Raw genomic sequence first — 26320 nt, forward strand, 5'->3', positions numbered from 1 at the left:
CACGGACGGGCGCTGCATGCTTGGACCAATTCTCGCAGTTACGCTGCTGACCAAGAGCCTCGGCGTGGTCGAGCACGCCTATGTCGATCAGCTTGGCTATGAAGTCGTCGAACGCGGCGAGGTCGGCGCGTCGCTGGCAAAATTGTGGGATGCGCCCAAGGCAGCCGGCCGCAAGACCATCGTGGTCGCGCCAAAGCGATCGGACCAAGCGACTGCGCGCGTGTTGTTGCGTTTCATCGAAGCGCCCGACCTGCCGCACGCGACGCCGCACGCGACGACGGGCTGGAACGTCGTCGAACTCAATGTCGGTAAAGTCGACGAGCTGGCGAAGCGTCTCGAAGGATCGTTGTTCAAGCGTCTGGCCGGCCCGGCGCCGTTGCCGTTTAACCCGGCCATTCGCGCGATGCAGCTGCGCGATCCCGATGGCGCGCTGGTCTATATGACGCAAGTCGACGACTCGCCGTCGACCCAGCATCTGCCGCGCACCAGCGAAGGCGTCGGCAGCGTGTTCATCATGGTGATGGGCGTGAATGATGCGGCCGACGCGGTCGCGTTCTTTCACGACACGTTCGACGTCGAACTGACCAAACCGTTCGCTTTCAAGTCAAAGCTGCTGTCGATCCCGCTCGGCCAACCCGACGATCACGAATTCAACCTGTCGCTCGCGCGGCTGCCGGGGAAGTTCACGGTCGAAATCGACGAGCTGGGCAAGGCGGCAGGACCGCGCGTACGCACCGCCGGCGATCTTCCCAGCGGCATCGTGTCGGTGAGTTTCGCTGTCGATGCGCTACCGACGAAGAAATTCGACTATGTCGCGCCGCCGGCACATCCGGGCGGCGCGCCGTATCATGGTGCGCGCACGGTCACGGTTCGCGCACCCGGTGGTGCCTGGTTCGATTTGGTCGAGACGAAGAAGGCGGTTCCTTAGACGCCGTCGAACTGCATCGGCACGAACGCACCCATGACCGTCAGCGGCGCAGTCAGCGCGTGGTTCTCGGCCGACTCCGAGAAATTGGCGAGAAGGTTCGCGCGCGACAGGCCGTGGGCCAACGCATCGACCTGCACCGCACGACCGGCGGCGTCGGGCAGGCGCCCCAGCACGTTCTGGTACAGCGCATCGACATAGGCGCCGCTATCGCCGGCGCCGAAGCGTGCAACGAACTCCGCCGAGTTGAGGAAGTTCTGGGCCAGCTGCACCAGCGACGTTCCATTGGTCAGCGCGTCGGCTTGCACTTTCAAGCCGCCTTCGTCGGGCTGCCGTCCAAGCGCGGCGGTGTAGAGGCGGTAAGCTTCGCCGACCAACGCTTTCGGTCCGAGATCGAGCAGCAACATGCCGTCGCTGAACTTCACGCGCTGCACGCCGGTCAGCGTATCGGTGCCGTTGACGCCGCTGATGATGGTCGAGGCGCCGCTGGTGGTGATGGTGGACGAGGCATAGCTCTGGTTCGGCATGATGACGGTCGTGCTGGCGCTGCCGCCAACGATATTGTCGTTGCCGCTCGTGCTGGTGATGACTTGTTCGACGACCATGCGCTCGCGCGGGGCATTGCTGACCCAAAGATCGGCAGCCGACAAAGCGCCGGCGCTGATGTTTTTCAGATGCACGAGATTGCTCGTTCCGACCCAAATGTCGGTGCCGTCGCCCGAGGCCTTGAACTGGATCGTGCCGTCGCCGACCGCGGTTGCCGGCAGGCCAAGCGCCGTCAGATCGATCCGGTCGTGGCCAAGCTGGAAGTCGTTGATCACCGAACCGGCCGCGGCGTAGCTGCGGAACACAAACGCATCGTCGCCGGTGCCGCCGATCATCGTCGTCTGGGTCGAACCGGCGATCAGCGTGTCGTCGCCGGCGCCGCCATCGAGGGTCGAGCGCTTGTCGCCGACCAGCACGTTGTCCAGCGCATTGCCGGTCGCAATGCCCCAGGTCGAATTGTTGAGCACGAGATTTTCGACGTTGCTCGGCAGCACATAGGACACGTCGCTATAGATCGTGTCGGTGCCGGCATTGCTGGCTTCGGCGACCAAGGTCTTGTTGGTGTGCACGATATAGACGTCGTCGCCGGCGCCGCCCGCCAGCGTGTCGGGACCGTAATTGCCGCTCAGTCTGTCGTTGAGCGCGCTACCGCTGATCACTAGGCCTTTGCCTGCACCGCTGAGCGCGACGCCGGTGGTCGTCACCGCAGTGATGTCGTTGGCGTAGGCGTGCGACGAAATCCCGTTCACCGGCACCAGCCAACCGGCAAGCCAGGCTTTCAGTACCGTAACCGACGTTGGCGCGGCCGGATCGGTCGAGTTCATGAACAGATTGTCGTGCGCTGCGACCGGGCCGTTGAAAGCGTTGGTCGTGGTCTGGCCCCAGATCGTGTTGCCGTCGACCGTCGCAAGCGCATCGGGCATCGAGTTCGCGACGACCATGCCGCCGGCACGGTCATTGACGATGACGTTGCCTTCCACCGTCAGCGACGAGTTGGGCCATTTTGTCGTCTGCTCGCCGCCGAAATGAATCGCGACCGGATTGTCGCTCTTGGCGCCTTGATAGATGTAGTTGCCCTTGATCACACCGACGCCGCCCGACGGCATGTCGATCGAATAGGACGTCGTCGAGTTGCCGTCGTCGAAAATATTGTTCGTCACCACCGTGACCGCGGCGCGGCTTTTTAGATGGTGGCCTTCTTTCTGCTCGGCGAAATACGAGTCAGTGACCGTGACAGATGCGATGTGGTTGACGTAGACGCCGTGCGTATACCCGTCGCCGAAGCCGTTGCGTTCAAAGCGGCTGTTGCTGATCACCAAGGTCGCGTCGGCATTGTCGCCGGTCAGGATGCCTTCTTCATTGTCGTGGAAATAGCAGTTCACGACTTCGAGATGGCCGTCGCTCATGCGCACGCCTTCGCCGTTATTGGCGCTGGCGGTTGCTCCGGTGAATTCGAGATTCTCGAGATGCACGTTGCCGTGCGTGATCAGAATCGCCTTGCCGTTGTCGAGCCACTTGGTCGCTTTCAGAACGACCGGGCCGCCGACGCCGATCACATTCAAATCGTGATCGATCGATGCGCTGTCGTTGATGTACGTACCGGCGCGGACATAGACGGTGTCGCCTGTCTTTGACGCTTTGATGGCCGAAGCAATCGTCTTGTATTGCTCGTTGGCGCCAACCCACAAATCGGCCATGCAGCAAACTCCCGTTCCGCGTTTCTCCGGAGACGGGTGATGTTTCGTCGAGTCAGGGTTTCAGGCGCCTTACGACACTTCAACGCTGTTGATTGAGGCTGGCAACGAAGGCGCCGCCGACGATCAGCGCCGATGCGATCCACAATTTTGAACTGGCCAATGCAGTGCCCGCAGCGACGAGAATGAACGTCGACAAAAGCGGCGTCGCATAGGCAAGCGAGCCCAGCATCGTAATGTCGCCGCGCTTGCAACCGTAATCCCAGGCGACGAATGCGAGCCCCAACGGCAATAGGCCGATTGCAACCAGGCGCAACCATTCGCCGGCGCTCGGCACCACCGTCGCTTCGGTTGCGACATGACAAAGCGCAGCGAGCAGTGCGGTCGCGGCGCAGCATCCGATCACCGCGTCAGACGGCACGTCGGCGATGCGACGCGACAGAACCGAATAGCCGGCCCAGGTCACCGCCGCAGCAAGCGCCAGCACATAGCCGATCGGCGCACCGTCGGTTGCGCCGTCGCTGCTCGGCGCGACCAGCAACACCGCGCCCGCAAGTCCCGCCAGCGCACCCAGCACTTGCCGTGCGCGCAATCGATGCCCCGGCAGCAGCGAAGCGAACAACACGATCAGCAACGGCCACAGATAGTTGAGCAGATTGACCTGCGCTGCCGGTGCGGCGCGAAACGCCAGCACGTAGAACAGGTGATAGAAAAACAGCCCGCCGATCCCGAGCAGCCAGGCGCGCAACGGCACGCGCCGCAACACGCGCAGATCGCCGCCGGATGCGAGGCGCACGATGATCAACGCAACCGCGCCCAACCCGAACCCGATCGCCAGTAATTCGAAGGCGGGCAGGCGCGTGAGCGAGGTGGTCAGCCAGGCCAGAGTCGCCCACATCGGGACGGCTGTCGCGCCCAGCCAAGTCGCACGCCGTGTATCGGCATGTGAACGGGCGGTGGGAATCACGGTCATCAGACGGTGCTACACTCTCGCTTCGGGCTGCGAAAGCAGCGAAGCTGGAGACATGACTCGCCAAGCGCTGACGCTCATCCTGCTCGCCACCACCCTCGCAGCCTGTTCCGGCAATAAGCTAGATCCGTACAAGCGACCGCAGATCGTGATCTCGCCCAACGCCGAACCATTGGCGCTTGGTGACGACAAAAGCTGCAAGGCGGAACTCGTCGCCTGGTTTGCGCGCGTCGATACCAACCATGACGGCTTTATCGATCGGGCCGAATTCATGGCCGATGCGCGCCGCTGGTTCGCCGAAATGGATCAGGACAAAAGCGGCTATGTCACCGCCGCCGAACTCGCTGCCGTGCGCGAGAAGAAGTTGCCGTTACCCGCCGCACCGCCACGGCGTCCCGAAAGCGACAACGCCGCCAGCGAACGTCGCTTGCCGCCGCTGCGGCAGCGGTTCGATCCGATGTATGACCGCTACGGCGATCGTTTGAATGCGGGCGAAGGCCAAATGGGGCAGGGCAGCGCGCGACGCGATCGCACGCCGACCGATCTGCCCGATCGTCCCAAGTCGGGCTTGCGCAATGGCGTTGCCGGCGAGCCCGATCCGGTGATGGCGGCCGACGCCGATCTCGACTTCAAAGTCACCGCGATCGAATGGGATCTCTATGCCGGTTCGAACTTCAATTGGCTGGATCGCAAAGGCACTGGTCGTCTGACGCAGGACGACGTCGCGGTGAGCTGCGATATTCCGCTGTCACGGCGCTGAATTGTGCGTCTGGCCGGCGCCCGCGCGCGTGGCGATCAGTTCTGCCGTTGGCTGGCACAAGAAGCAGCGGCAATGGCAGCGCCGCGCTGACTGCGAAACAAGAAGCTAAATCGCGCATCCGTCGCCGTCGCCGCAGCGGCGAACAAAATAATTGCGCCGCCGACAAGCTGCAGCGGCTGCAAGTGGCGGTCGAGCACGACATAGTCGGCGAGGATTGCGACGATCGGATAGACGAATGACAGCGCGCCGATCAAATGCGTCGGCAGCCGCTGCATCGCGCCGTACAGCACGATATAGAGCAGCCCAGTGTGCACGACGCCGATCGTCACCAGGCACAGAAATCCGTGCATGTCGGTCGCAAAGCCGCCATCGCCGGCAAATGGTGCCAGCATGACGATTCCGACCGTCACCTGAATCAAAGCGATCAGATGCGGCGGCACGCCTTTGAGCTGCTTGGCGACGATCGCGACGGCGGCGTAGAAAAACGCGGCGCCCAGCGCCAGCAGAATGCCGCCGAGATAATCGGTCCCGATCGTCGTGTCGTTCTTTGCGGCAACGATCAGCAGCAATCCGATGAACGCGACAACAAGCCATCCGACTTTGGCGACGGTCGGTTTTTCGCCGAGCAGCAGCGCGCCCAACACGACCAGCATGAAGGGCTGCGTGTTGTAGACGGTGGTTGCGATCGAAATTGACGTGCGCGGGAAGGCTGCGAACAACAGCAACCAGTTGACGACGAGAAACACGCCGCCCAGCACCGCCAGCGCAAATTGCCGCTTCGTCATCACGTCGCGGCGCAGAAACCCCAGCGCGGCGCAAACCGCCAGCAAGGTGAGCGCGCCAAACACGCAGCGCCAGAACACGACGTCGGTGAAGCTCTGCCCGGACAGAACGACGAACACCCCGATCGTGCCCGACACCGTCATTGCGCCCGTCATTTCGATCATGCCGCGCGTCTTTTCCTGCATCACATCCTCACCGTTGACGCACACAGGATGACAGGCGTGATCCGGCGATTATATAAGACGGCGATCGAATTTCGGTCGCTTCGCTTTCGAATGGAAAGTCGATCGGCCGTTCGGCTTAGGAAAATGAAGAATGCTCGACGCAACCGACCGAAGCATCCTCGCAGCGCTTGCAGACAATGCGCGCCTGTCGCTGAAAGAGCTGGCGGGCGTCGTGAAGTTGTCGTCGCCCGCGGTCGCGGAACGACTGCGACGGTTGGAAGAGCGCGGCGTGATCCGCGCCTTCACGATCGAACTGGACCCGCAGGCGCTCGGCTATCCGCTGCAGTCGCTGGTCCGGCTGCATTCGCTGCCGGGCAAGCTGCACATCCTGCAAGCGCAACTGGCTGCGATTCCGGAAATCGTCGAATGCGACAAAGTCACGGGCGAGGATTGCTTCATCGCGCGGCTCTTCGTGCGCACGATCGAGCAGCTCGATGAGATCCTCGAAGGCATCAGCAACAGCGCGACGACCAACACGATGATCGTCAAAGCCCAGCCAGTGCGACGACGTCTGCCGCCGCTGGCTGGCTGACGCGACTATTCCGTCGCGGGCGCGTCGGGGCCGCTCAACGCGACTTGCAACACGACTGCAAGTGCTGCACGCAACGTTGCAAGCGGCGGTGATGCCAGCGCGATACGCACCGCATTGGGGCTGGACCGGCCCGTGTTGAAGACCGGCGCTGCGGTCATTGCGATGCCGCGTTTGACGCAAGCGGCGACGAAGGTCTCTGCGCGCCAAGGCTCGTCCAGCTCAAGCCAGACATGATAGCCGCACACGGGCGCAATGAGTTTGAGCGGTGCCAGCATCTCGGCTGCAAGACGCACGCGCTGCGTGGCGTCAGCGCGCTTCTGCAAGGTCAGCTCGTCGACCAACCCATCGGAAATCAAGCGGCACACGGCTGCGAGTGCCAAGCCGTTGGGCGCAACCGCACGGGCGCGCAACGAAAGCACGACCTGGTCGTGCAACGGCGGCGGCAGGACCAACATGCCGACCGACATGCCGGGCGCGACGCGTTTGGACAGGCTTTCGACAAAGATCACGCGGTTGGGCGAGAAGCTTGCCAGCGGCGGCGGCGCTTGCGCTTCGAGATACGAATAGATGCCGTCTTCGATCGCGATCAGGCCGGTCGCTTCGAGGAAGCGTGCAAGCTCGATCCGCCGATCCGCCGGCATGGTGCGCGTCGTCGGGTTGTGCATCGTCGGCTGCACATAAATGCCGGCGAGCTTGTGCGATGCGTGCGCTGCTTCGAGCGCCGCGACCGACATGCCGTGCGCATCCATCTCGATCGGCACCGGCACCAGACCCAGCTGCAACGCCATCGCCTTGGCCATCGGATAGGTCAGCGCTTCAAAGCCGATACGGTCACCGGGTTTTGCGATTGCGGCCAGTGCAGCGCCGATCGCCTGACGTCCGCTGCCGGCAAACGCGATCGCGTCGGGTTGCGGCTGCCAGCTGTTGCGACGGAGAAAGCGCGCGACAACGGCGCGCTGTTGTGAGTCACCTTCGGGAATCGCCAATGTCTGCATCGCGTCGAGCGATGCGTCGCGCAACAGCGCGCGCAAACAGTCAGCGATCATGCGCGACTGGTTCGGCAGGATCGGCCAGACGCGTTCGAGATCGAGCAGGGTCGGGCTATCGGCCAAGACGCCCGGCCAGCTGGTCGGCGGCACTTTCGCCCGCACGAAGGTTCCGCGCCCGACTTCGCCCATCGCCAGGCCGCGGCGCACCAGCTCGGCATAGGCGCGGCTGGCCGTCGAAACCGCGATGCCGCGGTCCCAGGCGTAGCGGCGCTGCGGCGGCAGCTGCTGGCCCGGCTTCAACCGTCCGGTTTCGATGTCGCGCGCCATCTGATCGGCGAGCTGGCGGTAATCCATGTACGAGCCTCCCCGGGCGACCGGCGCAATATTGCTCCGAGGGCAATGTTCCGATTGCACCAGATTGCCCCTTAGCACGATATCGCGGGGTTATGGAGGACATTCGTTTCATCGCCGTCGGAGGTACGACGGTCTTGCTTATCGCGCTGGTTCGCGGGGCCTTCGGTGGAGGTTTCGGGGTCATCGGAATTCCGCTTCTTTCGCTGGCGGTCGATCCGGTGCGCGCGGGGGCATTGCTAGCGCCGCTCTTCTGTCTGATCGATTTGTGCTCGCTGCCGCACTACCGGCCGGCGACCTGGTCCAAGCGTGATCTCGCGCCGCTTCTGCCCGGATTGCTGGGTGGGATGGCGTTGGGCTTCTTCACCGTCACCCATGTCGACGTGCGCGCGATCATGATCCTGATCGGGACCGTGACCCTGGCCTTCGCGGTGCGTTGGTTTTTGGCCGGCGCCACGGTCGACGCCGCGCGGCAGGCGCGGTCGACGCCGCGTGCGGTACTGTTCGGCGGCTTAAGCGGCTTCACGTCGTTCGTCGCGCATTCCGGCGGACCGCCGCTTGCGATGTATCTGCTGCCGTTGGGCTTGCCGAAACAGGTCTATGCCGGAACCTCGAGCGCGTTCTTCGCAGTCGGCAATCTCGTCAAGCTGACGCCGTGGTTGGTGATCGGCGCGTCGTTGCCGGGATTGGGAAAACAGACGCTCGAATTGGCGTTGTTCGTGCCGCTTGGCGTTTGGCTGGGACAACGGCTGCACAATCGCCTGCCGGAGCGGCGTCTGTATCAAGTCTGCTACGCGCTGCTCGTCGTCGTTGCAGGCAAGCTGCTGATCGACGGCGTGATCGGCTGACTGACCGACGCGGTCAGCATCGAATGACCGCCTACGCGGTCAGTCGCAGCTGAGCAGATAGTTCGGATCCATCTGCGCGCTGCTGATTCCGGTGCCGGTCAATACGGCCGGGACAAGCAGCGACAACAGGATGGCGATGAGGACGAAGATCGCTTTCATGTGCGCGAAGCTAGGCGCACAGCATTTTCCGTCGAAACGAGTTCTCCTTATCGCGTCCGTGAGGTTCGTGCGCCGTTGAGCGCTACAGAACGCGATTGTGAATTCGGCGGAACTAACCGACCAGCTTGCGCAGCGTTGCAAGCCAGCGTTCTTGCGCAACGCTTGGCGGCCACGGTGTCAAATCAAGAATGTCGGCGGTGCGCGGCGTTTCCTTGTTCGCCAACACGTCGCGACTTTTGATTTCGGCTTCGCTGTAACCGGCAAGCTGCAACGCTTCAGATGCGTTGATCTGGCGGTCGACGGTCTTGATCAATTTCGCCCATGCCACCGGCAAATCGCCAGGTAAACCAAATCGCACATGGATGACTTGCTGCACGCTGTCGACGACGCGTGCCCAGGCCGGCCCGAGAATCGGTTTGATCGGACCCAACTGATCTTTGAGTCCGAGTCCTTCGGCGCCGTCATGCAGATGCCACGCAAGGCGCACGCGGCGCGCATCCGCGCGCGGGATTTTCTTCGCGGTGATTGCTGCCTGCAGCGCCGGTTCAAGCAGCACGTGGCCTTGTTCGAGATGCTGCGCGACCGAGTAAGCCCAGTCGCCCGCGGTTTGCCCGCCCCAGCGCGGTTCGCGCGACAGGCCAAGCGCAATGTCTTCGTCTTCGAAATCAAACGGCGACGGATCGAGCACGTTCAGGCGGCGCGGCCGTCCGTCGAGGCGCGCGCGGCTGCCGAAGAATTGCAGCCACACACGCGCGGGCCGATCCGTATCGGCGTGACGCCAAATGCCGGTCGGATCGCGATAGAGGCCGCCAATTTCGAGGCGGCGAGGCATCAGCCGTTCTCGTCGGGAAACTGATCGGTCGGACCGGCGCCGGGCAGGCGCTTCACGCTCCAATCCTGCATCGCGCGCGCGATTTCCATCGCGCTTTCGATCTTCTCGGCCGGCGCACCGTTCAGCGCGGCGAGTCGCGCCCAGACGAGCACGGTCCAGCTTCCCAAGAGATCGGAGGCGCGCAGCACGAAGACCGGCTCGTCTTCATGCGCACGTTGCAGCACCGACTCTGCCGAACCTTTGGCGGCGCGTGCGGTGAAGCCGCCGCGGCGGGTTGCTTCGCGCGTTGCCGGCAAGGCTTTTTCGACCCAGGCGGTTGCGGCCTGGCGCTGAATCTCGGCGCGCGCGGTTTTGGGTTCATCGACGCCAAGGCCGCGTGCGAACCAGATCCACCAGCCGATCGTCTGCGGCGCGACAACGTCGCGGGCGCGCATGATGAAGACGGGTTCGTCGCCGCGCGCGCTGTTCACCGTCGACTCGGGCCGAGTCAGCTCGTCTTTCGCCGACCAGTAGCCCGGGAAACGTTCGCGCAGCCATTTGCCGTGCGCGGCCAGGCGCGCTTCGTCGCCGAGATGCGACAGGTCGGGCAGGTTGGGGCCGTCTTCTTCCGGCTCGGGCAGTTCGACCATCGTGGCGCCGAACAGTTTCACCACTTCGTCGCGCCCTTTGCGCGACAGGCAGATGGCGCCGTCGCCGCGGCCGGGATAGGGCAGGACCAGACCGTCGGCGCGCAGCTGTTCGCACAAGGCCCACATATCAGGCACTTCGCGGCGCGGGCGGACGACGCGTCCGTTCCACAAGGCGCGCAAGACGGTCTCACGTGCGATACCGCCACCAGCGTTGCCGCCGTCCTGCGCAACCGTCTCTTGCATGCCGAATCCCCCGTCTCAAACGCTGGTGGGCCGGATTTGAAGTTCGCTCATCTCGGGATCAGCACCGAGCGAACTTCAAATCCAAAAGGCCCACCAGAAACAATAATTTGCGAGTGTCCTGATCGAATCCGAAGTTCGTCAGAGCTGTCCACTTGCGCCGGCGAACTTCGGATTCGGGACACTCGCCCTTGGACTACACGGTCGGACCGGACGGCTCCAGGCGCGTCTCGTCACTTGCGACGCTCGTCAGGCCCAATGTCGACAATGCTCGACAAGGGCCTCCCGAATCGCAACACTGGGGGGATGGCTAAAGCTCAAGCCGCCATCGCGCGGGAAAAACCCCGGGAAAAGACCGAGTCCGATCCCTTGATTGTCCGAGAAGGCGCTGCCTCTGCCGAGCGCGGTGCCGGACGTTCCTCCAATCCTTATCGTGACCACATTGCCCGAACCGCCTGGTTCGAAGGCTATGATTCCTGGCTCGACGCGGTCGCAGCCAAGCGAAAACGCCTGTCGCCCTTCCGGGCGTAAGACCGGCTGCGCCGACGGGCGCAACTGCCGCAGCTCCTTCGGGAGCCAAATCCAAGTTCGACGGTTTCTGCCTGTGCGACGCCGCGCGTAGTGCGCTTGGCGCTAGGGAGGATTCCGATGGTCGACTCGAACCGGATTGAAGGCACCGTCAACAAAGCCAAAGGCAAAGTCGAACAGGCAGCCGGCAGTTTTATTGGCGATGCCAAGACGCAGGCTGAGGGCGTGTTCGACGAATTCAGCGGACGCGCGCAGGCGACGTTTGGGAAAGCCAAAGACGCAGCGCGCGACGGCACCGATGCCGTGCGCAGCTTCACCGAAGACCGTCCACTGCAGTCGTTGATGATCGCGGGCCTGATCGGCTTCGGTCTCGGTCTCATTGCGTCGCGTCGCTGAGGTGGAGGGACCTATGGAAGATTCGACCACGTCGAACGAACCGATCGCGCAATATCATCCGAAGCCCAAACACAGCATCTCGCCCTATGTCACCGGCGCGCTGCTTGGCATCGCAGCGGTGCCGTTGGCGGTTTGGCTGGTGCGCGGGCGCGGCGCGTCCAAGCTTGCCGGTCTGGCGCTGACTGCAGGCGAGGGGCTGTTTGCGTATGGCGTTGCGCACGCGCCGAGCAAGCGCGAAGTGAAACGCGGTATGCGCAAAGCAAAGCGTGGCTTGTTTGACTTCGCCTCGTCGCACGCACCGTCCAAGCGCGAGTTGCAGCGCGGCGTGCAGGAGCTTGCAGCCGATCTGCTGGCCTTTGCGGCATCGCAGGCGCCGAGCAAACGCGACTTGCAGCGTGGCGCACGCGACGTACGCGATCACGTGCTGGAACACGCGCCGTCGCGGCGCGAGCTGCGGCGGATTGCCGACGACGCGCATGACGTTGCGCGCGAGCGTCTCGACGATGCGTGGCGCTATGGCCGCAGCACCGCCGACGACGCGTGGCGAACCGGTGAGAAACGCGTCCGCAAAGAAGCCAAGCGACGCGGTTGGTGGTGAATTCGGGAAAGCCCGCCGGATCCGGCGGGCTTACTCGTATGCGGTGAACATGCCGACCAGCGCGCCCAACAGGGTCATGACGCTGGCGACGAGGATCACGAGCCAGGTCAGACCGATGCCGAAGCTGCGCGCGGTGCTGGCACCCGAGCTGCGCGCCAGCCCGTAGCCGTGGACGACGCGCCCGATTACCAGCGCGATGCCAAGCGCATGCACGACCCACGCGCGGTAGGCGAGCAGCTCGACCGACAGGAGCAGGATCAGCGCCATCGGGACATATTCCACGAAGTTGCCGTGTGCCCGGATCGCGCGGTGCAGATCTTCGTGGTCGCCATGGCCGATGCCGACGCGGCGCTCGCGGCGCAGGCGCACGACGTTCAAAGTCAGCGCCAGCAGCACGAGGCCAAGCAGGGCGGCGTAAATCGCGGTGTTCAGGATGGTCATGGGCGCCAACCTACCGGCCTCGCCGCCTGGCCGGAAGCGGCACGCGGGCCGCCGGTTCAATTGTCGATGGCCAGGGCAGGGCTTCGCCCGTACCCTTCCAGGCAAAGAACGACCGGCTTCGAGTCCGGCTTCGGGGGAAACGACCGCGCACGCCTGCTACCCTGCCTTGGTGCGTCGCGCGGATCCGCGACTCCACCCGACTGAACCCTCCCGACGCTGCACGCGGAGCAGGCAACTCCGGGGAGGAAACATGCGTACACGTATCGCTGCGATCTTGACGCTCTGCTTGCTGGCATCGCCCGCGATGGCGGCGGAGTCGTTTTACGATCGCCTGGTGAAGATCGCCAAGGACGTGCAGGCACTGCCGGCGGGGACCAAACCTGCAACCGCAACGCCGGCTGCGGTCGAGCTCGAAGCAAAAGCCAAAAGCTGCAAGCCCAACGACCTGCCGTGCGAGCGCGAAGCGCGGCGGCTGGCGACCAAGCTCGACACCAGCCTGATGCAGGACGCCAACATGGCGAAGATGCACAAAGAGACGGCGCGGCTCGAACAGATCGAGAAAATCCGCGCTGCGCTGATGAAGCAGCTTAACGCCTAGTCATACGGGCGCAGATTCCGGATTGCGGTGCCAATCCGGACGATCGCATCGCGTCCGCTGCTGAGCGCGCCCGCAAACAAGACGAAGCCGTGGATCGTGCCGGGCACGCATTCATAGCGCACGTCGACGCCGGCACGGCGTAGCCGTTCGGCGTAGGCGGCACCTTCGTCGCGCAACGGATCCAACGCAGCGGTGATGATCAGCGCCGGTGGAACGTGCGCGACGTCGGGTTCCAGGATCGGCGACGCGCCTGGTTCGTGCGCACGGCCGGTGCCGCCGAGATATTCATGCTCGGCATGACGGATGTCGCGCAGCGACAGAAAATAGCGGCCGTCGCCGAGTTCGTGGCGCGACGTGAATTCGGCGTCGTCGGATGCGGTCATCACCGGATAGATCAACAACTGCAAGGCGACCGGCACGGTGCTGCGCTGACAGACCGCGGCGGCGAGATTTCCGCCTGCACTGTCGCCGGTGACGACCAGCCGGTCGCGATGTCCGCCAAGCGCAGCCGCGTTCGACGCAGTCCAGCGCAACGCCGCTTCGCAATCGAGAAGCGCAGCCGGATATTGATGTTCGGGCGCGCGGCGATAGTCGACATCGACTAGGATTGCGCCTGCTTCGGCGCAATAGGCGCGGCAGATCCGTTCGTAACTGTCGCGGTCGCCCAACGCCCAGCCGCCGCCATGCATGTGCAGCACGACCGGTGGCGTATCACCGGCCGGCTGCACCGGATGATAGATCCGCAGCGGCAACGCGCCGCCCGGCCCATCAATCACGCGGTCTTCCATCGATGCGACGGGCGCCGGCGCCGGGCCATACGCCTCGGCCATAAAACGCAGCGCCGCGCGGCGTTCCTCGATCGTCGGCTTCGCCGGCATGGTCGCAAAGTCGCGACCCATGCGCAGCAGCAGGTCCGTCGACTCTGCGTCGAGGTCGTACATCAGAAGCGCACGCCGAACGTCGCCGCGACGGTGCGCGGATCGCCGTAATAGGCAAGCTGGTAGCCGAGTGAATCGCTGAGATCGAAGCCCTGCGTGATGTAGCGGCGATCGGTGAGGTTCTTCGCGCCCAGCGACAACCACCAACGGTCCGACGGTGCTTCATAGCGAACGAACGCGTTGGCGAGCGCGTAGCCGCCTTGCGCCAGGACTTCGCTGCTGCTGACGACCGGATAGCTCTTGGTGCGGTAGGCGATGTCGGCGCCCAGCACGACGCCGCCATTGCTGCCCAGGTCGATGCGATAGGTGCCGGCCAGTTTCCCGTTCCAGCGCGGCGCGTTGACCAGCTTGCGCTGTTTGGAAATGTCGGTGCCGCCGGCGCCGATGAACTGGTCGTAATGCGCGTCGAGATAACCGAGCGTGGCGGTGATCGACAGCGGTGCGATCGGACGCGCGGTGACTTCCAGCTCGGCACCGCGCATCGTTGCTGCGCCGGCATTGGTGAACAACGCCGCGAAGTTTCCGTTGCGGTCGGCGACGAAGCTCGACAACTGCAGGTCTTTATACTCGTTGTCGAAGATCGCGACGTTGACGATCAGACGGCGATCGAGCCAAGTCGATTTCAAGCCGGCTTCGTACGACCACAGCGTCTCGGGTGCGTAGGCGCGGGCGCCGGCATTGTCGTTGGCGCGACCGTCGAAGCCGCCGCTTTTGAACCCGCGGCTGGCGCTGACGTACAAAAGCACGTCGTCGCTGAGATGATAGTCGAGGCCGAATTTCGGCGACATCGACGACCAATTGTCCGACATGTTGATGTTGGTCGCGAACGGGACGTTGGTGTTGTCGTACGGAACCGGATAGGTCTGCGTCGCGGCATAGAAACGCTGCGTACGCAGGAACTTCTTGTCTTCGTAGGTGTAGCGCAGCCCCGCCGTTGCCGAGAGTTTCGACGTGACGTTGTACGTCGCCTGGCCATAGGCGGCGTACGAGATGTTGGTCGCGTCGTTGACCGACCCGGTGATCAGCCCGATGGCGGGGCCGAACAGGCCGCTCAACGTGTTGTCGTGTTCGCGGAAGTAATACAGGCCGCCGACTGCGTTCAGCCGCTCGCCGGTATAGTTGAGCTGCACTTCCTGGCTAAACTGGTTCTGGCGCTCATTGTCGTAGACGCCGAAGAAAGCCTGCGCGGTCGCATCGTCGTCGAGCCGCGCGTCATAGCCCATCCGGCGAAACGCGCTGATCGATTTGAGTCGCAGCGTATCGTTGATGTTCCAGTTGATCGTCATCGCGGCACCCGCGGTGCGCAGATTGCTGAGATCGCTGAAGTTGGCCGCGACCTTGAACGGATCGCTGTTGGCAGGCACGCCGAACACCGGTGTGCGGCGCGACGGCGTGCGCGACGTCGAAGGCGTGTCGTTCGAGCCGTCAAAGTCGAAACGGATCGTCAGGCTGTCGCTGGGGCGGAACTCCAGCGCGGCACGGCCGACCAGCGTGTCTTTGCCGCCTTCGTCTTTGCCGGTGACGCTGTTCTGCGCGAACCCGTCATGGGAGAGGTGACCGATCGCAACCTTGGCCAGCACCTTGTCGGTGACGATCGGGAAGTTGAGCGACCCTTTGGCTTCAATCCGCGCATAGTCGCCGACGGTCAGCTCGGCGGTGCCGGCGACGTCGTTGGTGAGCGGCTTGGACACGAATTTGACCGCGCCGCCGATCGTGTTGCGGCCGTACAGCGTGCCTTGCGGTCCGCGCAGCACTTCGATCCGGTCGACGTCGTACACGTCGAGAAACGCGCCTTGCGCGCGACCGAGATAGACGTCGTCGAGATAGATGCCGACGCCAGGATCGGCAAAGGCGAGAGAGTCGATCTGGCCGACGCCGCGGATATAGACGACCGCGTTCGACGCATCGCCGACATGGATGTCAATGTTCGGCACCGATCCCTGCAGGTCGCCGAGATTGGTCGCTTGCAGGTTGCGCAGCTTTTCAGGACCGAAGGCGGTGACGGCCACGGGAACATCCTGCAGGCGCTCTTCGCGGCGGCGCGCCGTTACGGTGACTTCTTCGATGCCCGCGGTCTGTGCGACCGCCGGTGCCAGATCCGCCAGCAACGCGACGACACAGGTTGCCGCCAAATAGGCGCCCCGTTTTCCACCCAACATGACCGTTTCCCCCGAATCGCCGTGCGGCGTTCTACTTGTTGGGGCTAGCGGATCAGCCTCGGCCGCTTGCCGCTATCGTAGAGATGTCCGCAATTTCTGCGGCTGCGCTGCACATAGGCAGCTTTTGTCTCAGCCGATCGCGCTTCGCGTCTCACTGAGGGTGCGCGCGAAGTGTTCGCGCATCATCTTTTCCAGCTTCGGCGTCGGTCGCACGATCGCAGCGCGGCCGTCTTCGCCGGTTCGTTCCTTGGTCAGATACCCGTCATCGACGGCGCGTTTGAGCCGCTCTTCGCGCGTGCGGTTCGAACCTGATTTCATGATCTGGCAGGCAGCGCCGACCGTCATCGGTTTGCCTTCCCAATGTGCGATCATGCAGCCGACCAGCAGGTACCAGAATTCCTGCGTGAAGTATTTGGGACGGCTTTCGAACGTGCGATCCCAATCGCGCGCATAGTTTTCCAGCGCGTTGGCCCAGCGGATCAGTTCGTCGTCGCTACTCATCATCCGCTCCGAAGATACCGCACGGCCGCGTCGCGCTCGAACAAATAGAGCAGGGTGCGCAGCGCCTTGCCGCGCGGGCTCGCCAGCTCAAGGTCGGTACTGAGAATGCGTTTTGCGTCATCGCGCGCGATTTCGAGCAAATCGGCGTGATGTTCCAAGTCGGCCAGGCGAAAATCGGGCCGGCCACTTTGTTTGGTGCCCAGCAGATCGCCGGCGCCGCGCAGCTCGAGATCCTTCTCGGCGATGACGAATCCGTCTTCGCTTTCCTTGATCACGGTCAGGCGCTGGCGCGCCGTTTCGGTCAAAGGCGGGCTGTAGATCAGCAGGCAGCGCGACTTGCCCGCGCCGCGTCCGACGCGGCCGCGCAACTGATGCAGCTGCGCCAGGCCGAACCGTTCAGCATGCTCGATCACCATCACGGTCGCTTCGGGCACGTTGACGCCGACTTCGATCACGGTGGTTGCAACCAGTATGTCGATTTCGCCTTTGGCGAACTGCGCCATCACCGCGTCTTTCTCGGGCCCGCGCAGTCGCCCATGCACGAGGCCAACGCGCCCTTTAAAGTAGGCGGACAGTTCAGCCGCGCGTTCGCGCGCTGCGGCGAGGTCGCTGACTTCGCTTTCTTCGACCAGCGGACACACCCAATAGACGCGCGCACCAGCGGCGATTGCACGGCCGACGCCGGCAACGACTTCGTCGAGACGATCGGCGGGAAGGGTCAGCGTATCGACCGGCTGCCGGCCCGGCGGTTTTTCGTCGAGCTTCGACACGTCGAGATCGCCATAGCTGGTCAAAGTCAGCGTGCGCGGGATCGGCGTCGCAGTCATCACCAGCACGTCGGATCCTTTGCCCTTGTTCGACAGACGCATCCGGTCTTCGACGCCGAACCGGTGTTGTTCGTCGACGACGGTCAGCGCCAGGTCGCGAAACTCGACCGGGTCTTGCGTCAGCGCATGCGTGCCGACGACAAGTTTGATCGCGCCTTCGGCCAAGCCCTGCAACGTGCGCGCCCGCGCCTTGCCTTTGTCGCGTCCGGTCAACACCGCGACTTCAAGGCCAAGCTTCAATGCCAGCGGTGCGATCGTCTGCAGATGCTGGCGCGCGAGAATTTCCGTCGGCGCCATCAAGGCTGCCTGTCGCCCGGCTTCGACCGCGCTCAACATCGCAAGAAACGCGACGATGGTTTTTCCACTACCGACATCGCCTTGCAGCAAGCGCGACATGCGCGTCGTCGCCGCCATATCGGCGTCGATTTCACCCAGCGTGCGTAACTGCGCGCCGGTCAGCTTGTAGGGCAGCAGTTTCAGCGCCTGTGCGCGCAACGCGCCGGTGGCCTTGGTCGAGCGGCCGGTTGCACGCCGTTGCCGTTCGCGCACCAGCAGCAAGGCCAACTGGTTCGCCAGCAACTCGTCGAAGGCGAGGCGGCGGCGCCACGGCGTCAGCGGCGACAGGTCGTCTTCGTCTTCGGGCGCATGGATGTGCGTGATCGCATCGCGCCAGCTCGGCCATGCTTCGCGCTTCAACAGCGGTGGGTCGATCCATTCCGGCAGATCGGGTGCGCGACGCACCGCTTCGTCGATCCAGCGTTCGAGTTGCGGACCGTTGATGCCGGCCGTCAGCGGATAGACGGTCTGGATCGGCTTGAGCCGATGTTTCTCGGCCGGATCGAGCACCAGGTCGGGATGCACGATCTGCTTCTGGCCGTTAAACGCTTCGATCTTACCCGCGATGATGCGCGTCGAATCCACCGGCAGAAGTTTTTGCAGCCAAGGTGCGCGCGACTGGAAGAAAACGAGATGCAGCCCGCCCGTGTCATCACCGGCACGTACGCGATAGGGCATGCCAGGCCGGCGCGACGGCAGATGCTCGCCGATCTCCAACGTCATGGTGGCGATGCGGCCGGGCTCGGCGCTGGCGACGGTCGGGTTGTAGCGGCGATCGACCAGGCCAGCGGGCAGATGCCACAGCAGGTCGATCAGGTTGGGGCCGGCCAGCCGGGTCAGCGCTTTTGCCGCGGCGCTGCCGACGCCGGTAACCAGCGTCACGGGCTGGAAAATAGCTTCCAGCCCCGCCGGGCGTTTCAGCGCGGGGGGCCGGTCATTCTTTGCTGCGGGGGTTTTCGGTGAGCCCGAGGTGGACGGCATGGCGCCGACACTCTAGATCACCGCTCTCCCGGATCCATCGCGGGTCCGGATGTCCCAGGTTCTGCCCGCTTTTTCTGGTGGTTTCTCTTCCATGAGCGCGACCGACACGCGCGACGATGAGCTGATTCGGCGTCAACTGCGCTTTCGTAGCTGGCACCGCGGCACCCGCGAGTCTGATTTGCTGATCGGCAGTTTCGCCGATGCGGCGCTGGACGGATTCGACTCCGCGCAGCTCGACGCCTACGCGGCCTTCTTGCGCGAAGACGATCCTGACATCTGGGATTGGGTCGTGCGCGAGCTGGAAGCGCCGGCTGCGCACGCTGTCCTGGTCGGTCTGATGCGTGCCCATGTCGCGGCGCGCCAGGCCGGAGGCGCGTAATGGCCGAGCCCGCACGCAAAGAAACGCCCAAGCCCGCGATCCTGCCCGACCTGCCGCTCGCCAAAGGCCGCACGCTGACCTTGGCCGGTGCGCCGGACGGCTACGACGCGCGCCTGCTGGTCGAGCTTGCCAAACAGCGACCCGGCGGTTGGGTCCATGTCGCAACCGATGACGGCCGCATGGCGCGGCTTGCCGCCGGTGTCGCGTTCTTCGCGCCCGAGCTGGAAGTCATCGAGTTTCCCGCCTGGGACTGTCTTCCGTACGACCGCGTTTCGCCCAATCCCGACATCATCGCGGGCCGCGTCGACGCGTTGACGCGGTTGCTGCGCGAACCGACGGCGCCGCGTTTGGTACTGACCACCGTCAACGCGGTGTTGCAGCGCGTGCCGCCGCGTGCACGGCTGCGCCAAAGCGCCTTCCACACCAAGCTCGGCGACAAAGTCGATCTCGAACTGCTGCTGAATTACCTGACCGAGAACGGGTATGCGCGCACCGAGACCGTGCGCGAGCCGGGTGAGTTCGCGGTCCGCGGCGGCATTGTCGACCTGTTCCCGCCATCGACCGACGCGCCGGTGCGCCTCGATATGTTCGGCGACGAGGTCGAGAAGATCCGTCTGTTCGATGCGATGACCCAGCGCACGGAATCGGAACTGAAAGAACTGACTCTACAGCCCGCGGCCGAGCTGTTCCTGGATCCGGAATCGATCTCGCGCTTTCGCACCGGCTATCGCGAACGGTTCGGCACCACCGTCACCGAAGACCCGCTCTACGAAGCGGTCTCGGCCGGCCGCAAACATGGCGGCATGGAACATTGGCTGCCGCTGTTTCATGCGCAGATGGAAACGCTGTTCGACTATGTCGGACCGGCGCCGGTGTCGTTGGACGCGCAAGCGCAAGAAAGCGGCGCTGCGCGCTGGCAGCAGATCGACGAGTTCTATCAAGCGCGCAAAGAGCTGCAGTTGGTCGACGCCAAATCGTCGGGCAGCGGCTACAAACCGCTGCCGCCCGATTTGCTGTACCTGACCTCGCAGGATTGGGGCGATGCGCTGGGCGTGCGCGCCGCCGTGCAATTGGCGCCGTTCGGTGCGGCGGACACGCAGGTCGACACGTTCGATGCCGGTGCGCGTCGCGGCCGCGATTTCGGCGATGCGCGCGCGCTGGGGTCGGGGTTCGACGCCGTCACCGACTATTTGAAGTTTCACGCCGCCGAAGGCCGACGCGGCCTGATCGCTGCGTATAGCGCGGGCTCGCTGCACCGGCTGTTGTCGCTGCTGGGCGATCTCGGTCTCGAAAAGCTGGAACCGATCCAGGATTTCGCGCACGCGCAGGCGCTGGGAAAGAACCGTGTCGGCGTCACCGTGCTGCCGGTCGAAAGCGGCTTTGTCGGTCCCGACGTCGTGCTGCTGACCGAGCAGGATATTCTGGGCGAGCGCCTGTCGCGCCCGGCGAAGAAGCGCCGCCGGTCCGACAAGTTCGTGATCGAGCTTGCGTCGCTCGCGCCTGGCGATTTCGTCGTGCACCAGGAACACGGCATCGGTCGCTATGACGGTCTGGAAGAAATCGCCGTCGGCGGTGCGCCGCATGATTGCGTGCGCATCATCTATGACGGCAACGACAAGCTGTTCGTGCCGGTCGAAAATATCGACGTACTGACGCGCTACGGCTCGGAAGAGACCGTCGTCACGCTGGACAAGTTGGGTGGCGCGGGCTGGCAAGCGCGCAAGGCCAAGGTGCAGAAGCGCCTCAAAGACATGGCCGAAGCGCTGCTGAAAATCGCGGCCGTGCGCACCTTGAAGTCCACCGAACCGCTGTCGCCGCCCGAAGGCCTCTACGACGAGTTCGCGTCGCGCTTTCCGTACGACGAAACCGAAGACCAGTTGCGCGCCATCGAGAACGTCGTCGACGATCTCGGTTCGGGTCGCCCGATGGATCGCCTTGTGTGCGGCGATGTCGGGTTCGGCAAAACCGAAGTCGCGCTGCGCGCTGCCTTCGTCGCGTCGATGGCCGGGCTGCAGGTTGCGGTGGTGGTGCCGACGACGTTGCTGGCACGCCAGCACTATCAGAATTTCACGCGGCGCTTCGCCGGCCTGCCGGTTCGGGTCGAGCAGCTGTCGCGGCTGGTCACCGGCAAAGAAGCCAAGGCGGTCAAAGAAGGGCTGGCCGACGGTTCGGTCGATATCGTCGTCGGCACGCACGCGCTGCTCGCCAAGACGATCAAGTTCAAACAGCTCGGCTTGCTGATCGTCGACGAAGAGCAGCATTTCGGCGTCAAGCAGAAGGAAAACCTGAAAGAGCTGGCCGACAACGTCCATGTTCTAACGCTGACCGCGACGCCGATCCCGCGCACCTTGCAGATGGCGCTGACCGGCGTGCGCGAATTGTCGTTGATCGCAACGCCACCGGTCGACCGGCTTGCCGTGCGCACCTTCGTGCTGCCCTACGACCCGATGGTGATCCGCGAAGCGTTGAAGCGCGAACATTTCCGCGGCGGGCAAAGTTTCTATGTCTGTCCGCGTCTGGAAGATCTGCCGCGCGTCGAACTGCGTCTCAAAGAACTCGTGCCCGACCTGAAAGTCGTGACCGCGCACGGGCAGATGAGTGCGACCGAACTCGAAGAGCGGATCGGCGCGTTCTATGACGGCAAGTTCGACATTCTGCTGGCGACCAACATCGTCGAATCCGGCCTCGACATTCCGAGCGCCAACACGCTGATCATCCATCGCGCCGATATTTTCGGCCTGGCGCAGCTCTATCAGCTACGCGGCCGGATCGGCCGGTCCAAACTGCGCGGCTATGCGTATCTGACTTGGAACCCGGGCAAGCTGCTGACCAAGGCAGCCGAGCAGCGTCTGAAAGTGATCGAGACGCTCGACAGTCTCGGCGCCGGTTTCAGCCTCGCCAGCTACGATCTCGACATTCGCGGCGCCGGCAATCTGCTCGGCGAAGAACAGTCGGGTCACATCAAGGAAGTCGGCATCGAGCTGTATCAGCAGATGCTGGAAGAGGCGGTCGCGGCAGCGAAGTCGGGCGCCTACACCGATGCGACCGAACTTGCGACGCGTTGGACGCCGCAGATTTCGGTCGGCTTGCCGGTGATGATTCCGGAGAAATACGTCCCCGATCTCAATGTGCGCCTGTCGTTGTACCGGCGCATTGCGGAGCTCGCCGATCGTGCCGAACTCGACGCGTTTGCGGCCGAGCTGGTCGATCGTTTCGGGCCGATGCCGCAAGAAGCCGAGAATCTGCTCGATACGGTCGCGATCAAACAGCTTTGCCGCCAAGCCGGCATCGAACGTCTCGACGCCGGCCCGCGCGGTGCGGTGGTGACGTTCCGCGACAACCAGTTCGCGCGCGTCGACCAGTTGATGGGCTGGGTGATGAAGCAGGCGGGCACGGTCAAAATCCGTCCCGACCAAAAACTCGTCTACACGCGCAGCGGCTGGGAAGATCCGATCAAGCGCATGAAGGGCGTGACCAAGCTGGGTCAAGATCTGGCGATGTTGGCGGTGTAATCGCCGATATTCGTGATCGTTCACAGAAGCTAGGCTTGCTTCGCGATTCGAACGGAGAGCGTCGGTGCGAATTTTTTTGCTGCTCGCTGGACTTGGCTTTCTTGTTCTCACGGCGCCGGCCCGCGCAGATGACGAGACTGAGTTGGTGCGCCGCGCACTCGCGCTGCATCAGGAAGGCAAAAACCAAGAAGCGATTGAATTGCTGCGCCCGTCGATCGGCGCACCCGGCCAATATGCCGGCGTCGAAGCGCAGATGCTTGGTTCACTCGCGGCGGTTGGGGCAGTCAAGCACAGCGAAATCCTCGACGATCAGGTCGTCGGTGGCCGCCTGCGCCGGATCTATGTCGTGCTCGAATGCGCGCGCGGCCCGTTGATCGGCGCCTATACTTGGCGCAAGCCCGAAGATGCATGGCGATATGACGGCTATAACTATATCGGCGTCGGCGCGTTCTCGCGCTTTGCCGACATGGGCGCGCGGAAGGTCGACGAAAAGATTCCAGTGCTCGAACAGATTCTCGAGATGCATCGCACCGGGAAACACGTCGAAGCTTGGGAGCAGATCAAAACTGAGATGCGTGCGATTGATGCCAACCCGACGCAGCTCGATCAGGCCTCGGCGCAGATCACGTCGATCCTGAAGGCACTGACGCCGCTGACCTCGATCGACAAGGTCGAGGACGAGCAGCTTGGTACGTATGTGCGTCGCGTCGGCTTTCTCTTTTCGAGCACCAAAGGCGCGATGCTGGTCGTCTATTTGTTCGACCGTCCCGACAAGGATTGGCGCCTGATCGCGGCGTCGTACGGCATCAACTTTCCGCAAATCGCATTGCGCACGCAATTCTCCGGCACGACATCGATGCAGAAGAAATGACTTCGCTCGACCGCTAGAACTTGTACATCGCAGCAAGTCGAAAATTCCGCCCGACGATCGGGCGCGCAATGAAGACCTGGGCGCCGGCGTCGTTGCTGCTGATCTGGCCCGTGCGCGGATTGCCTTCGGTCAGGCCGATCTCGTTGAAGAGATTTTCGCCGTAGACATAGACGCTGATGGCATCGCTGACATCGAGCCGCAGCTTGGCGCCGAACACAGTGTAGGCGGGCAGGGTCTGCGTATTGGCGGCATCGGCGAAACGCTTGCCGTAATGTTCGACATCGACTTCGGCGCGCACGCGCCCGTCGAACAAGTTCACGCCCGGCGTGATGCGCGCGCTGCTGGCGGGCGCACGGATCAACCGGTTGCCGGTGTAATCGCGCTGCGTCGGCACGCCATTGACGGACTCGATGAAGCGGAAGCTGCGAAAGGCCGAGCGCTGCCAGGTCAGCGCGAAATTGACTTCGAGCCACGAAAGCGGCCGCACGGTCCCCTCAAGCTCGACGCCATAGCTGCGCGTGTCCGCGTAGTTCGAGTGGCTGTCATATCCGTTGGTGGCTGGATTGAAGACCAGCTCGCCGAAGGTGAAGGAATCATAGGCGGTGTAAAAACCGGTGGCGTAAAGGCTGACCATGCTGGACGACAGATTCCAGCCCGCTTCGGCGAGATGGATCGTCTGCTTGCGCATGTCGGTGCGCGACGGGTTGGTCAGAAAATCATTGAGGCTGGGCAGGCGCGACGTGCCGGTGTAGCGCGCAAACAACGCTGTGTCGGGCGTCAGTTGCCAGCTGGTGCCGAGCGTCCAACTCGTATGGTCGAAATTGCGGTCGAGCGGATCGAAGATGCCGGTGCCCGAAATCGCGGTGTCGTCTGCAGCGGTCGGCGACTGGCGAAGATTGATCGTCGCCGTACGCTCGGCAGATCCGTGCATTGCGACATGTTCGAAGCGCACGCCCATGTCGAGACGCAGGCGCGGCGCGATCTTCCATTCGTCCGAGACATAGGCTGCGATCGTGTTCGAACCGGTGCGCGAATTGGCGTATTCGGAGCCATAGCGCGTGATGCCGTTCTCGGTCATCGCGCCCAGGACGCGCCCAGCCGCATCGACCGCGACCGCATCGAGCATGCGCGCTTGCGGCCGTACCTCCAGCAGGCCGCTGGCGGAGACGCGCTGGAAACGTTCTTCGACATTGGCGAAATAGACGCCCATCGCGATGTCGTGATCGCCAGCCAGGGACAGTTTTCGCAACAGGCGCAAGTCGTCGACGAATTCATGTTCGGGCACGACGACCGCGCGCAGCATCGCGTCGATCACCAGCCCGTTGCCGTTCTGGATGCCGCCATTATAGGGCTGCGCGGTGTCGGCATAGCGCAGCACGACATGGTCGACGGTGGGAAACAGCGCCTTGGCTGCGGGCAGGAAACTCGCGACACGATCGCGCGAGATCATCGGCGTCACCGGGAACAGGCCGTTGCGCACCGTATTGGAGTCGCGATAACGCGCGCCGTTTTCGAGCCGCCAATCGTCGAACGAATAATCGAGCTTCAACGTCGCCTGGGTCAGCGCGACGTGGGTGCCTTCCGTCAGGTCGAAATCATACGGACCGGTGCGGGTGCGGAAGACACGATTCTTGGTATCCGGCCCCGCCAAGGTTCCGTAGTTCGGATTGAAGCCCGGAATCGACTTGGCGTCGCCATGTTCATCAAGTCGCACCGGGACGCCGAGATAGAAATCGACGACGTCGTCGAGACGTTTGACGTCAAGCTCGACGCGACCGCGTTCGAATTCGCGCGCGACGGTGGCGCGGAATTGCCCGCCGTGATCGGCGCGAAAACCGGGATCGCGCACGCCATGATCTTCGCGAAAGAAACCGCCGGCGCTGACACGCCAATCGCCGACAGGACCGCCAAGCCAGCCATCAACGCGGCGCTGGCCGTAATCGCTGATGGTGAATTTGGCGAGGCTTTCGACGTGATCGGAGGCACGGCGCGGAATGAAATTGATCGTGCCGCCCGGCGCATAGGCGGCGAAGATCGACGACGGACCGCCGCGAACGACTTCCAGCCGCTCGATCGTTTCGTCGAGCCGGAAGGACTGATCGGCGTTGAGATAGCTCATACCCGAATCGTGCTGGACCGGCAGGCCGTTCTCGTAGAGCGCAACCGTCGAATAACCTTCGAGCGGGATGCCGCGCGCACGAATATTGGCGCTGGCTTCACCGCCGGACGCTTCGACCCAGAAACCCGGTACCGATTTCAGCGCGTCGGGAACGCTGGTTGGGCCGCGCATGCGCAGCTGTTCTTCGGACAGAGTGGTGATCGCGTAGCTGGCTTCGACTTTCCGGCGCGTTTCGGTTCCCGCGCGCGAGGTTACGACGATTTCTTCAGGAGCCACGGTGGTGCGCGGCAGGTCCGGTCGCGCGCGTGGTCCTGGCGGTGCCGGTTCGGCAGCTGCAACAGGCCGCACCGAGATCGAACCGCTGGACGTAAAAGCGGCGCGCAGATTGGTGCCGGCCAACAGGGCCTCGACCGCTTGCTCGGGCGTGAAAGATCCGGACAGCGCAGGGGCGGTGATGTTCCGGACGTCACCGGTCGCAAACAGAATGTCGACTTGGCATTGCCGCGCCAGTTCGCGCAGCGATCGTTCCAGCGACTGCGCCGGCAGCGTGAAACTACGCTGCGCCGGTTCTGCGCTGGCTACGGGAAGCGGGCAGAGACCCAGCGCGAGCGCAAGGATCCAGCCGCGCGCAACGTGCGCTTGGGGGCGCATACT

The 26320-nt window shown here is 63.7% G+C and carries 23 protein-coding genes; 11 read left to right on the forward strand and 12 right to left on the reverse strand.

Annotation, left to right across the window (positions count from 1 at the left end; genetic code table 11):
- Window positions 1–16: 16 nt before the first annotated feature.
- On the forward strand, window positions 17–928 hold the full coding sequence (locus TMPK1_RS03630; protein WP_420241504.1) for a hypothetical protein: 912 nt from the start codon (window positions 17–19) through the stop codon (window positions 926–928).
- On the opposite strand, the gene TMPK1_RS03635 is transcribed toward TMPK1_RS03630, so the two are convergent.
- Both TMPK1_RS03635 and yddG read right to left on the reverse strand, forming a co-directional pair.
- Entirely contained in the window at window positions 925–3168 is a 2244-nt protein-coding gene (locus TMPK1_RS03635) for a DUF4214 domain-containing protein (RefSeq protein ID WP_420241505.1), read from the reverse strand. The two genes, TMPK1_RS03630 and TMPK1_RS03635, sit on opposite strands and share 4 nt — an antisense overlap.
- A 79-nt stretch (window positions 3169–3247) precedes the next feature.
- Window positions 3248–4138, reverse strand: a complete 891-nt coding sequence (gene yddG / locus TMPK1_RS03640) for an aromatic amino acid exporter YddG (RefSeq protein ID WP_420241506.1) — start codon at window positions 4136–4138, stop codon at window positions 3248–3250.
- 52 nt (window positions 4139–4190) lie between these two features.
- On the opposite strand from yddG, the gene TMPK1_RS03645 reads away from it, so the two are divergent.
- Complete coding sequence (locus TMPK1_RS03645; RefSeq protein ID WP_420241508.1) at window positions 4191–4895, forward strand: EF-hand domain-containing protein; 705 nt, start codon at window positions 4191–4193, stop codon at window positions 4893–4895.
- A 35-nt stretch (window positions 4896–4930) separates the two neighbouring features.
- On the opposite strand, the gene TMPK1_RS03650 is transcribed toward TMPK1_RS03645, so the two are convergent.
- Entirely contained in the window at window positions 4931–5863 is a 933-nt protein-coding gene (locus TMPK1_RS03650) for a DMT family transporter (protein ID WP_420241510.1), read from the reverse strand.
- Between the two features lie 130 nt (window positions 5864–5993).
- Between TMPK1_RS03650 and TMPK1_RS03655 the strand changes: the two genes are divergently transcribed.
- A complete protein-coding gene (locus TMPK1_RS03655; protein WP_420241511.1) occupies window positions 5994–6434 on the forward strand; it encodes an Lrp/AsnC family transcriptional regulator in 441 nt (146 codons plus the stop codon).
- Window positions 6435–6439: 5 nt separating this feature from the next.
- On the opposite strand, the gene TMPK1_RS03660 is transcribed toward TMPK1_RS03655, so the two are convergent.
- Complete coding sequence (locus TMPK1_RS03660) at window positions 6440–7777, reverse strand: aminotransferase-like domain-containing protein (protein ID WP_420241512.1); 1338 nt, start codon at window positions 7775–7777, stop codon at window positions 6440–6442.
- A 134-nt stretch (window positions 7778–7911) separates the two neighbouring features.
- Between TMPK1_RS03660 and TMPK1_RS03665 the strand changes: the two genes are divergently transcribed.
- Entirely contained in the window at window positions 7912–8622 is a 711-nt protein-coding gene (locus tag TMPK1_RS03665) for a sulfite exporter TauE/SafE family protein (protein WP_420241514.1), read from the forward strand.
- Between the two features lie 271 nt (window positions 8623–8893).
- On the opposite strand, the gene TMPK1_RS03670 is transcribed toward TMPK1_RS03665, so the two are convergent.
- Together TMPK1_RS03670 and TMPK1_RS03675 are read right to left on the reverse strand one after the other, a co-directional pair.
- Complete coding sequence (locus tag TMPK1_RS03670) at window positions 8894–9613, reverse strand: hydrolase (RefSeq protein WP_420241515.1); 720 nt, start codon at window positions 9611–9613, stop codon at window positions 8894–8896.
- Window positions 9613–10485: a hypothetical protein gene (locus TMPK1_RS03675; protein WP_420241516.1), complete on the reverse strand. Its 873-nt coding sequence runs from the start codon at window positions 10483–10485 to the stop codon at window positions 9613–9615. Before TMPK1_RS03675 ends, TMPK1_RS03670 begins: the two co-directional genes overlap by 1 nt.
- A 255-nt stretch (window positions 10486–10740) precedes the next feature.
- On the opposite strand from TMPK1_RS03675, the gene TMPK1_RS03680 reads away from it, so the two are divergent.
- From TMPK1_RS03680 to TMPK1_RS03690, 3 genes are all read left to right on the forward strand, one after another.
- Window positions 10741–11013, forward strand: coding sequence for a hypothetical protein (locus TMPK1_RS03680; RefSeq protein WP_420241517.1), 273 nt, complete (start codon window positions 10741–10743; stop codon window positions 11011–11013).
- Between the two features lie 117 nt (window positions 11014–11130).
- The gene (locus TMPK1_RS03685; protein WP_420241519.1) at window positions 11131–11406 is read left to right on the forward strand and encodes a CsbD family protein; all 276 of its coding nucleotides are present in this window, start codon (window positions 11131–11133) and stop codon (window positions 11404–11406) included.
- Between the two features lie 13 nt (window positions 11407–11419).
- Window positions 11420–12004 carry a hypothetical protein gene (locus TMPK1_RS03690; RefSeq protein ID WP_420241520.1) on the forward strand — a complete coding sequence of 195 codons (585 nt, stop codon included), beginning with the start codon at window positions 11420–11422 and terminating at the stop codon, window positions 12002–12004.
- Window positions 12005–12034: 30 nt separating this feature from the next.
- On the opposite strand, the gene TMPK1_RS03695 is transcribed toward TMPK1_RS03690, so the two are convergent.
- Window positions 12035–12445, reverse strand: a complete 411-nt coding sequence (locus TMPK1_RS03695; RefSeq protein WP_420241521.1) for an MAPEG family protein — start codon at window positions 12443–12445, stop codon at window positions 12035–12037.
- A gap of 250 nt (window positions 12446–12695) precedes the next feature.
- Here TMPK1_RS03695 and TMPK1_RS03700 point away from each other — a divergent pair, with 250 nt between their 5' ends.
- Complete coding sequence (locus tag TMPK1_RS03700; RefSeq protein WP_420241522.1) at window positions 12696–13043, forward strand: hypothetical protein; 348 nt, start codon at window positions 12696–12698, stop codon at window positions 13041–13043.
- On the opposite strand, the gene TMPK1_RS03705 is transcribed toward TMPK1_RS03700, so the two are convergent.
- From TMPK1_RS03705 to recG, 4 genes are all read right to left on the reverse strand, one after another.
- Window positions 13040–13984 (reverse strand): alpha/beta hydrolase, encoded by a 945-nt coding sequence (locus tag TMPK1_RS03705; protein WP_420241523.1) that lies wholly within the window; start codon window positions 13982–13984, stop codon window positions 13040–13042. The genes TMPK1_RS03700 and TMPK1_RS03705 overlap by 4 nt on opposite strands.
- On the reverse strand, window positions 13984–16140 hold the full coding sequence (locus TMPK1_RS03710) for a TonB-dependent receptor (protein WP_420241524.1): 2157 nt from the start codon (window positions 16138–16140) through the stop codon (window positions 13984–13986). Before TMPK1_RS03710 ends, TMPK1_RS03705 begins: the two co-directional genes overlap by 1 nt.
- 129 nt (window positions 16141–16269) lie before the next feature.
- The gene (locus TMPK1_RS03715) at window positions 16270–16641 is read right to left on the reverse strand and encodes a MarR family winged helix-turn-helix transcriptional regulator (protein ID WP_420241525.1); all 372 of its coding nucleotides are present in this window, start codon (window positions 16639–16641) and stop codon (window positions 16270–16272) included.
- Window positions 16641–18725, reverse strand: a complete 2085-nt coding sequence (gene recG, locus TMPK1_RS03720; RefSeq protein ID WP_420245610.1) for an ATP-dependent DNA helicase RecG — start codon at window positions 18723–18725, stop codon at window positions 16641–16643. Before recG ends, TMPK1_RS03715 begins: the two co-directional genes overlap by 1 nt.
- Window positions 18726–18876: 151 nt before the next feature.
- Here recG and TMPK1_RS03725 point away from each other — a divergent pair, with 151 nt between their 5' ends.
- The 3 genes from TMPK1_RS03725 to TMPK1_RS03735 all read left to right on the forward strand — a co-directional run bounded on the left by TMPK1_RS03725 (window position 18877) and on the right by TMPK1_RS03735 (window position 23547).
- Entirely contained in the window at window positions 18877–19164 is a 288-nt protein-coding gene (locus tag TMPK1_RS03725; RefSeq protein ID WP_420241526.1) for a succinate dehydrogenase assembly factor 2, read from the forward strand.
- Window positions 19164–22676, forward strand: coding sequence for a transcription-repair coupling factor (mfd, locus tag TMPK1_RS03730; protein WP_420241527.1), 3513 nt, complete (start codon window positions 19164–19166; stop codon window positions 22674–22676). The genes TMPK1_RS03725 and mfd overlap by 1 nt, the downstream gene beginning before the upstream one ends.
- 64 nt (window positions 22677–22740) lie before the next feature.
- Window positions 22741–23547 (forward strand): hypothetical protein, encoded by an 807-nt coding sequence (locus TMPK1_RS03735; RefSeq protein WP_420241529.1) that lies wholly within the window; start codon window positions 22741–22743, stop codon window positions 23545–23547.
- Between the two features lie 13 nt (window positions 23548–23560).
- On the opposite strand, the gene TMPK1_RS03740 is transcribed toward TMPK1_RS03735, so the two are convergent.
- Window positions 23561–26317 carry a TonB-dependent receptor gene (locus tag TMPK1_RS03740; protein ID WP_420241530.1) on the reverse strand — a complete coding sequence of 919 codons (2757 nt, stop codon included), beginning with the start codon at window positions 26315–26317 and terminating at the stop codon, window positions 23561–23563.
- Window positions 26318–26320: the final 3 nt, after the last annotated feature.

This window comes from Roseiterribacter gracilis (genome assembly GCA_018332375.1).
In the GTDB taxonomy this organism is placed as follows: domain Bacteria; phylum Pseudomonadota; class Alphaproteobacteria; order BOG-932; family Roseiterribacteraceae; genus Roseiterribacter; species Roseiterribacter gracilis.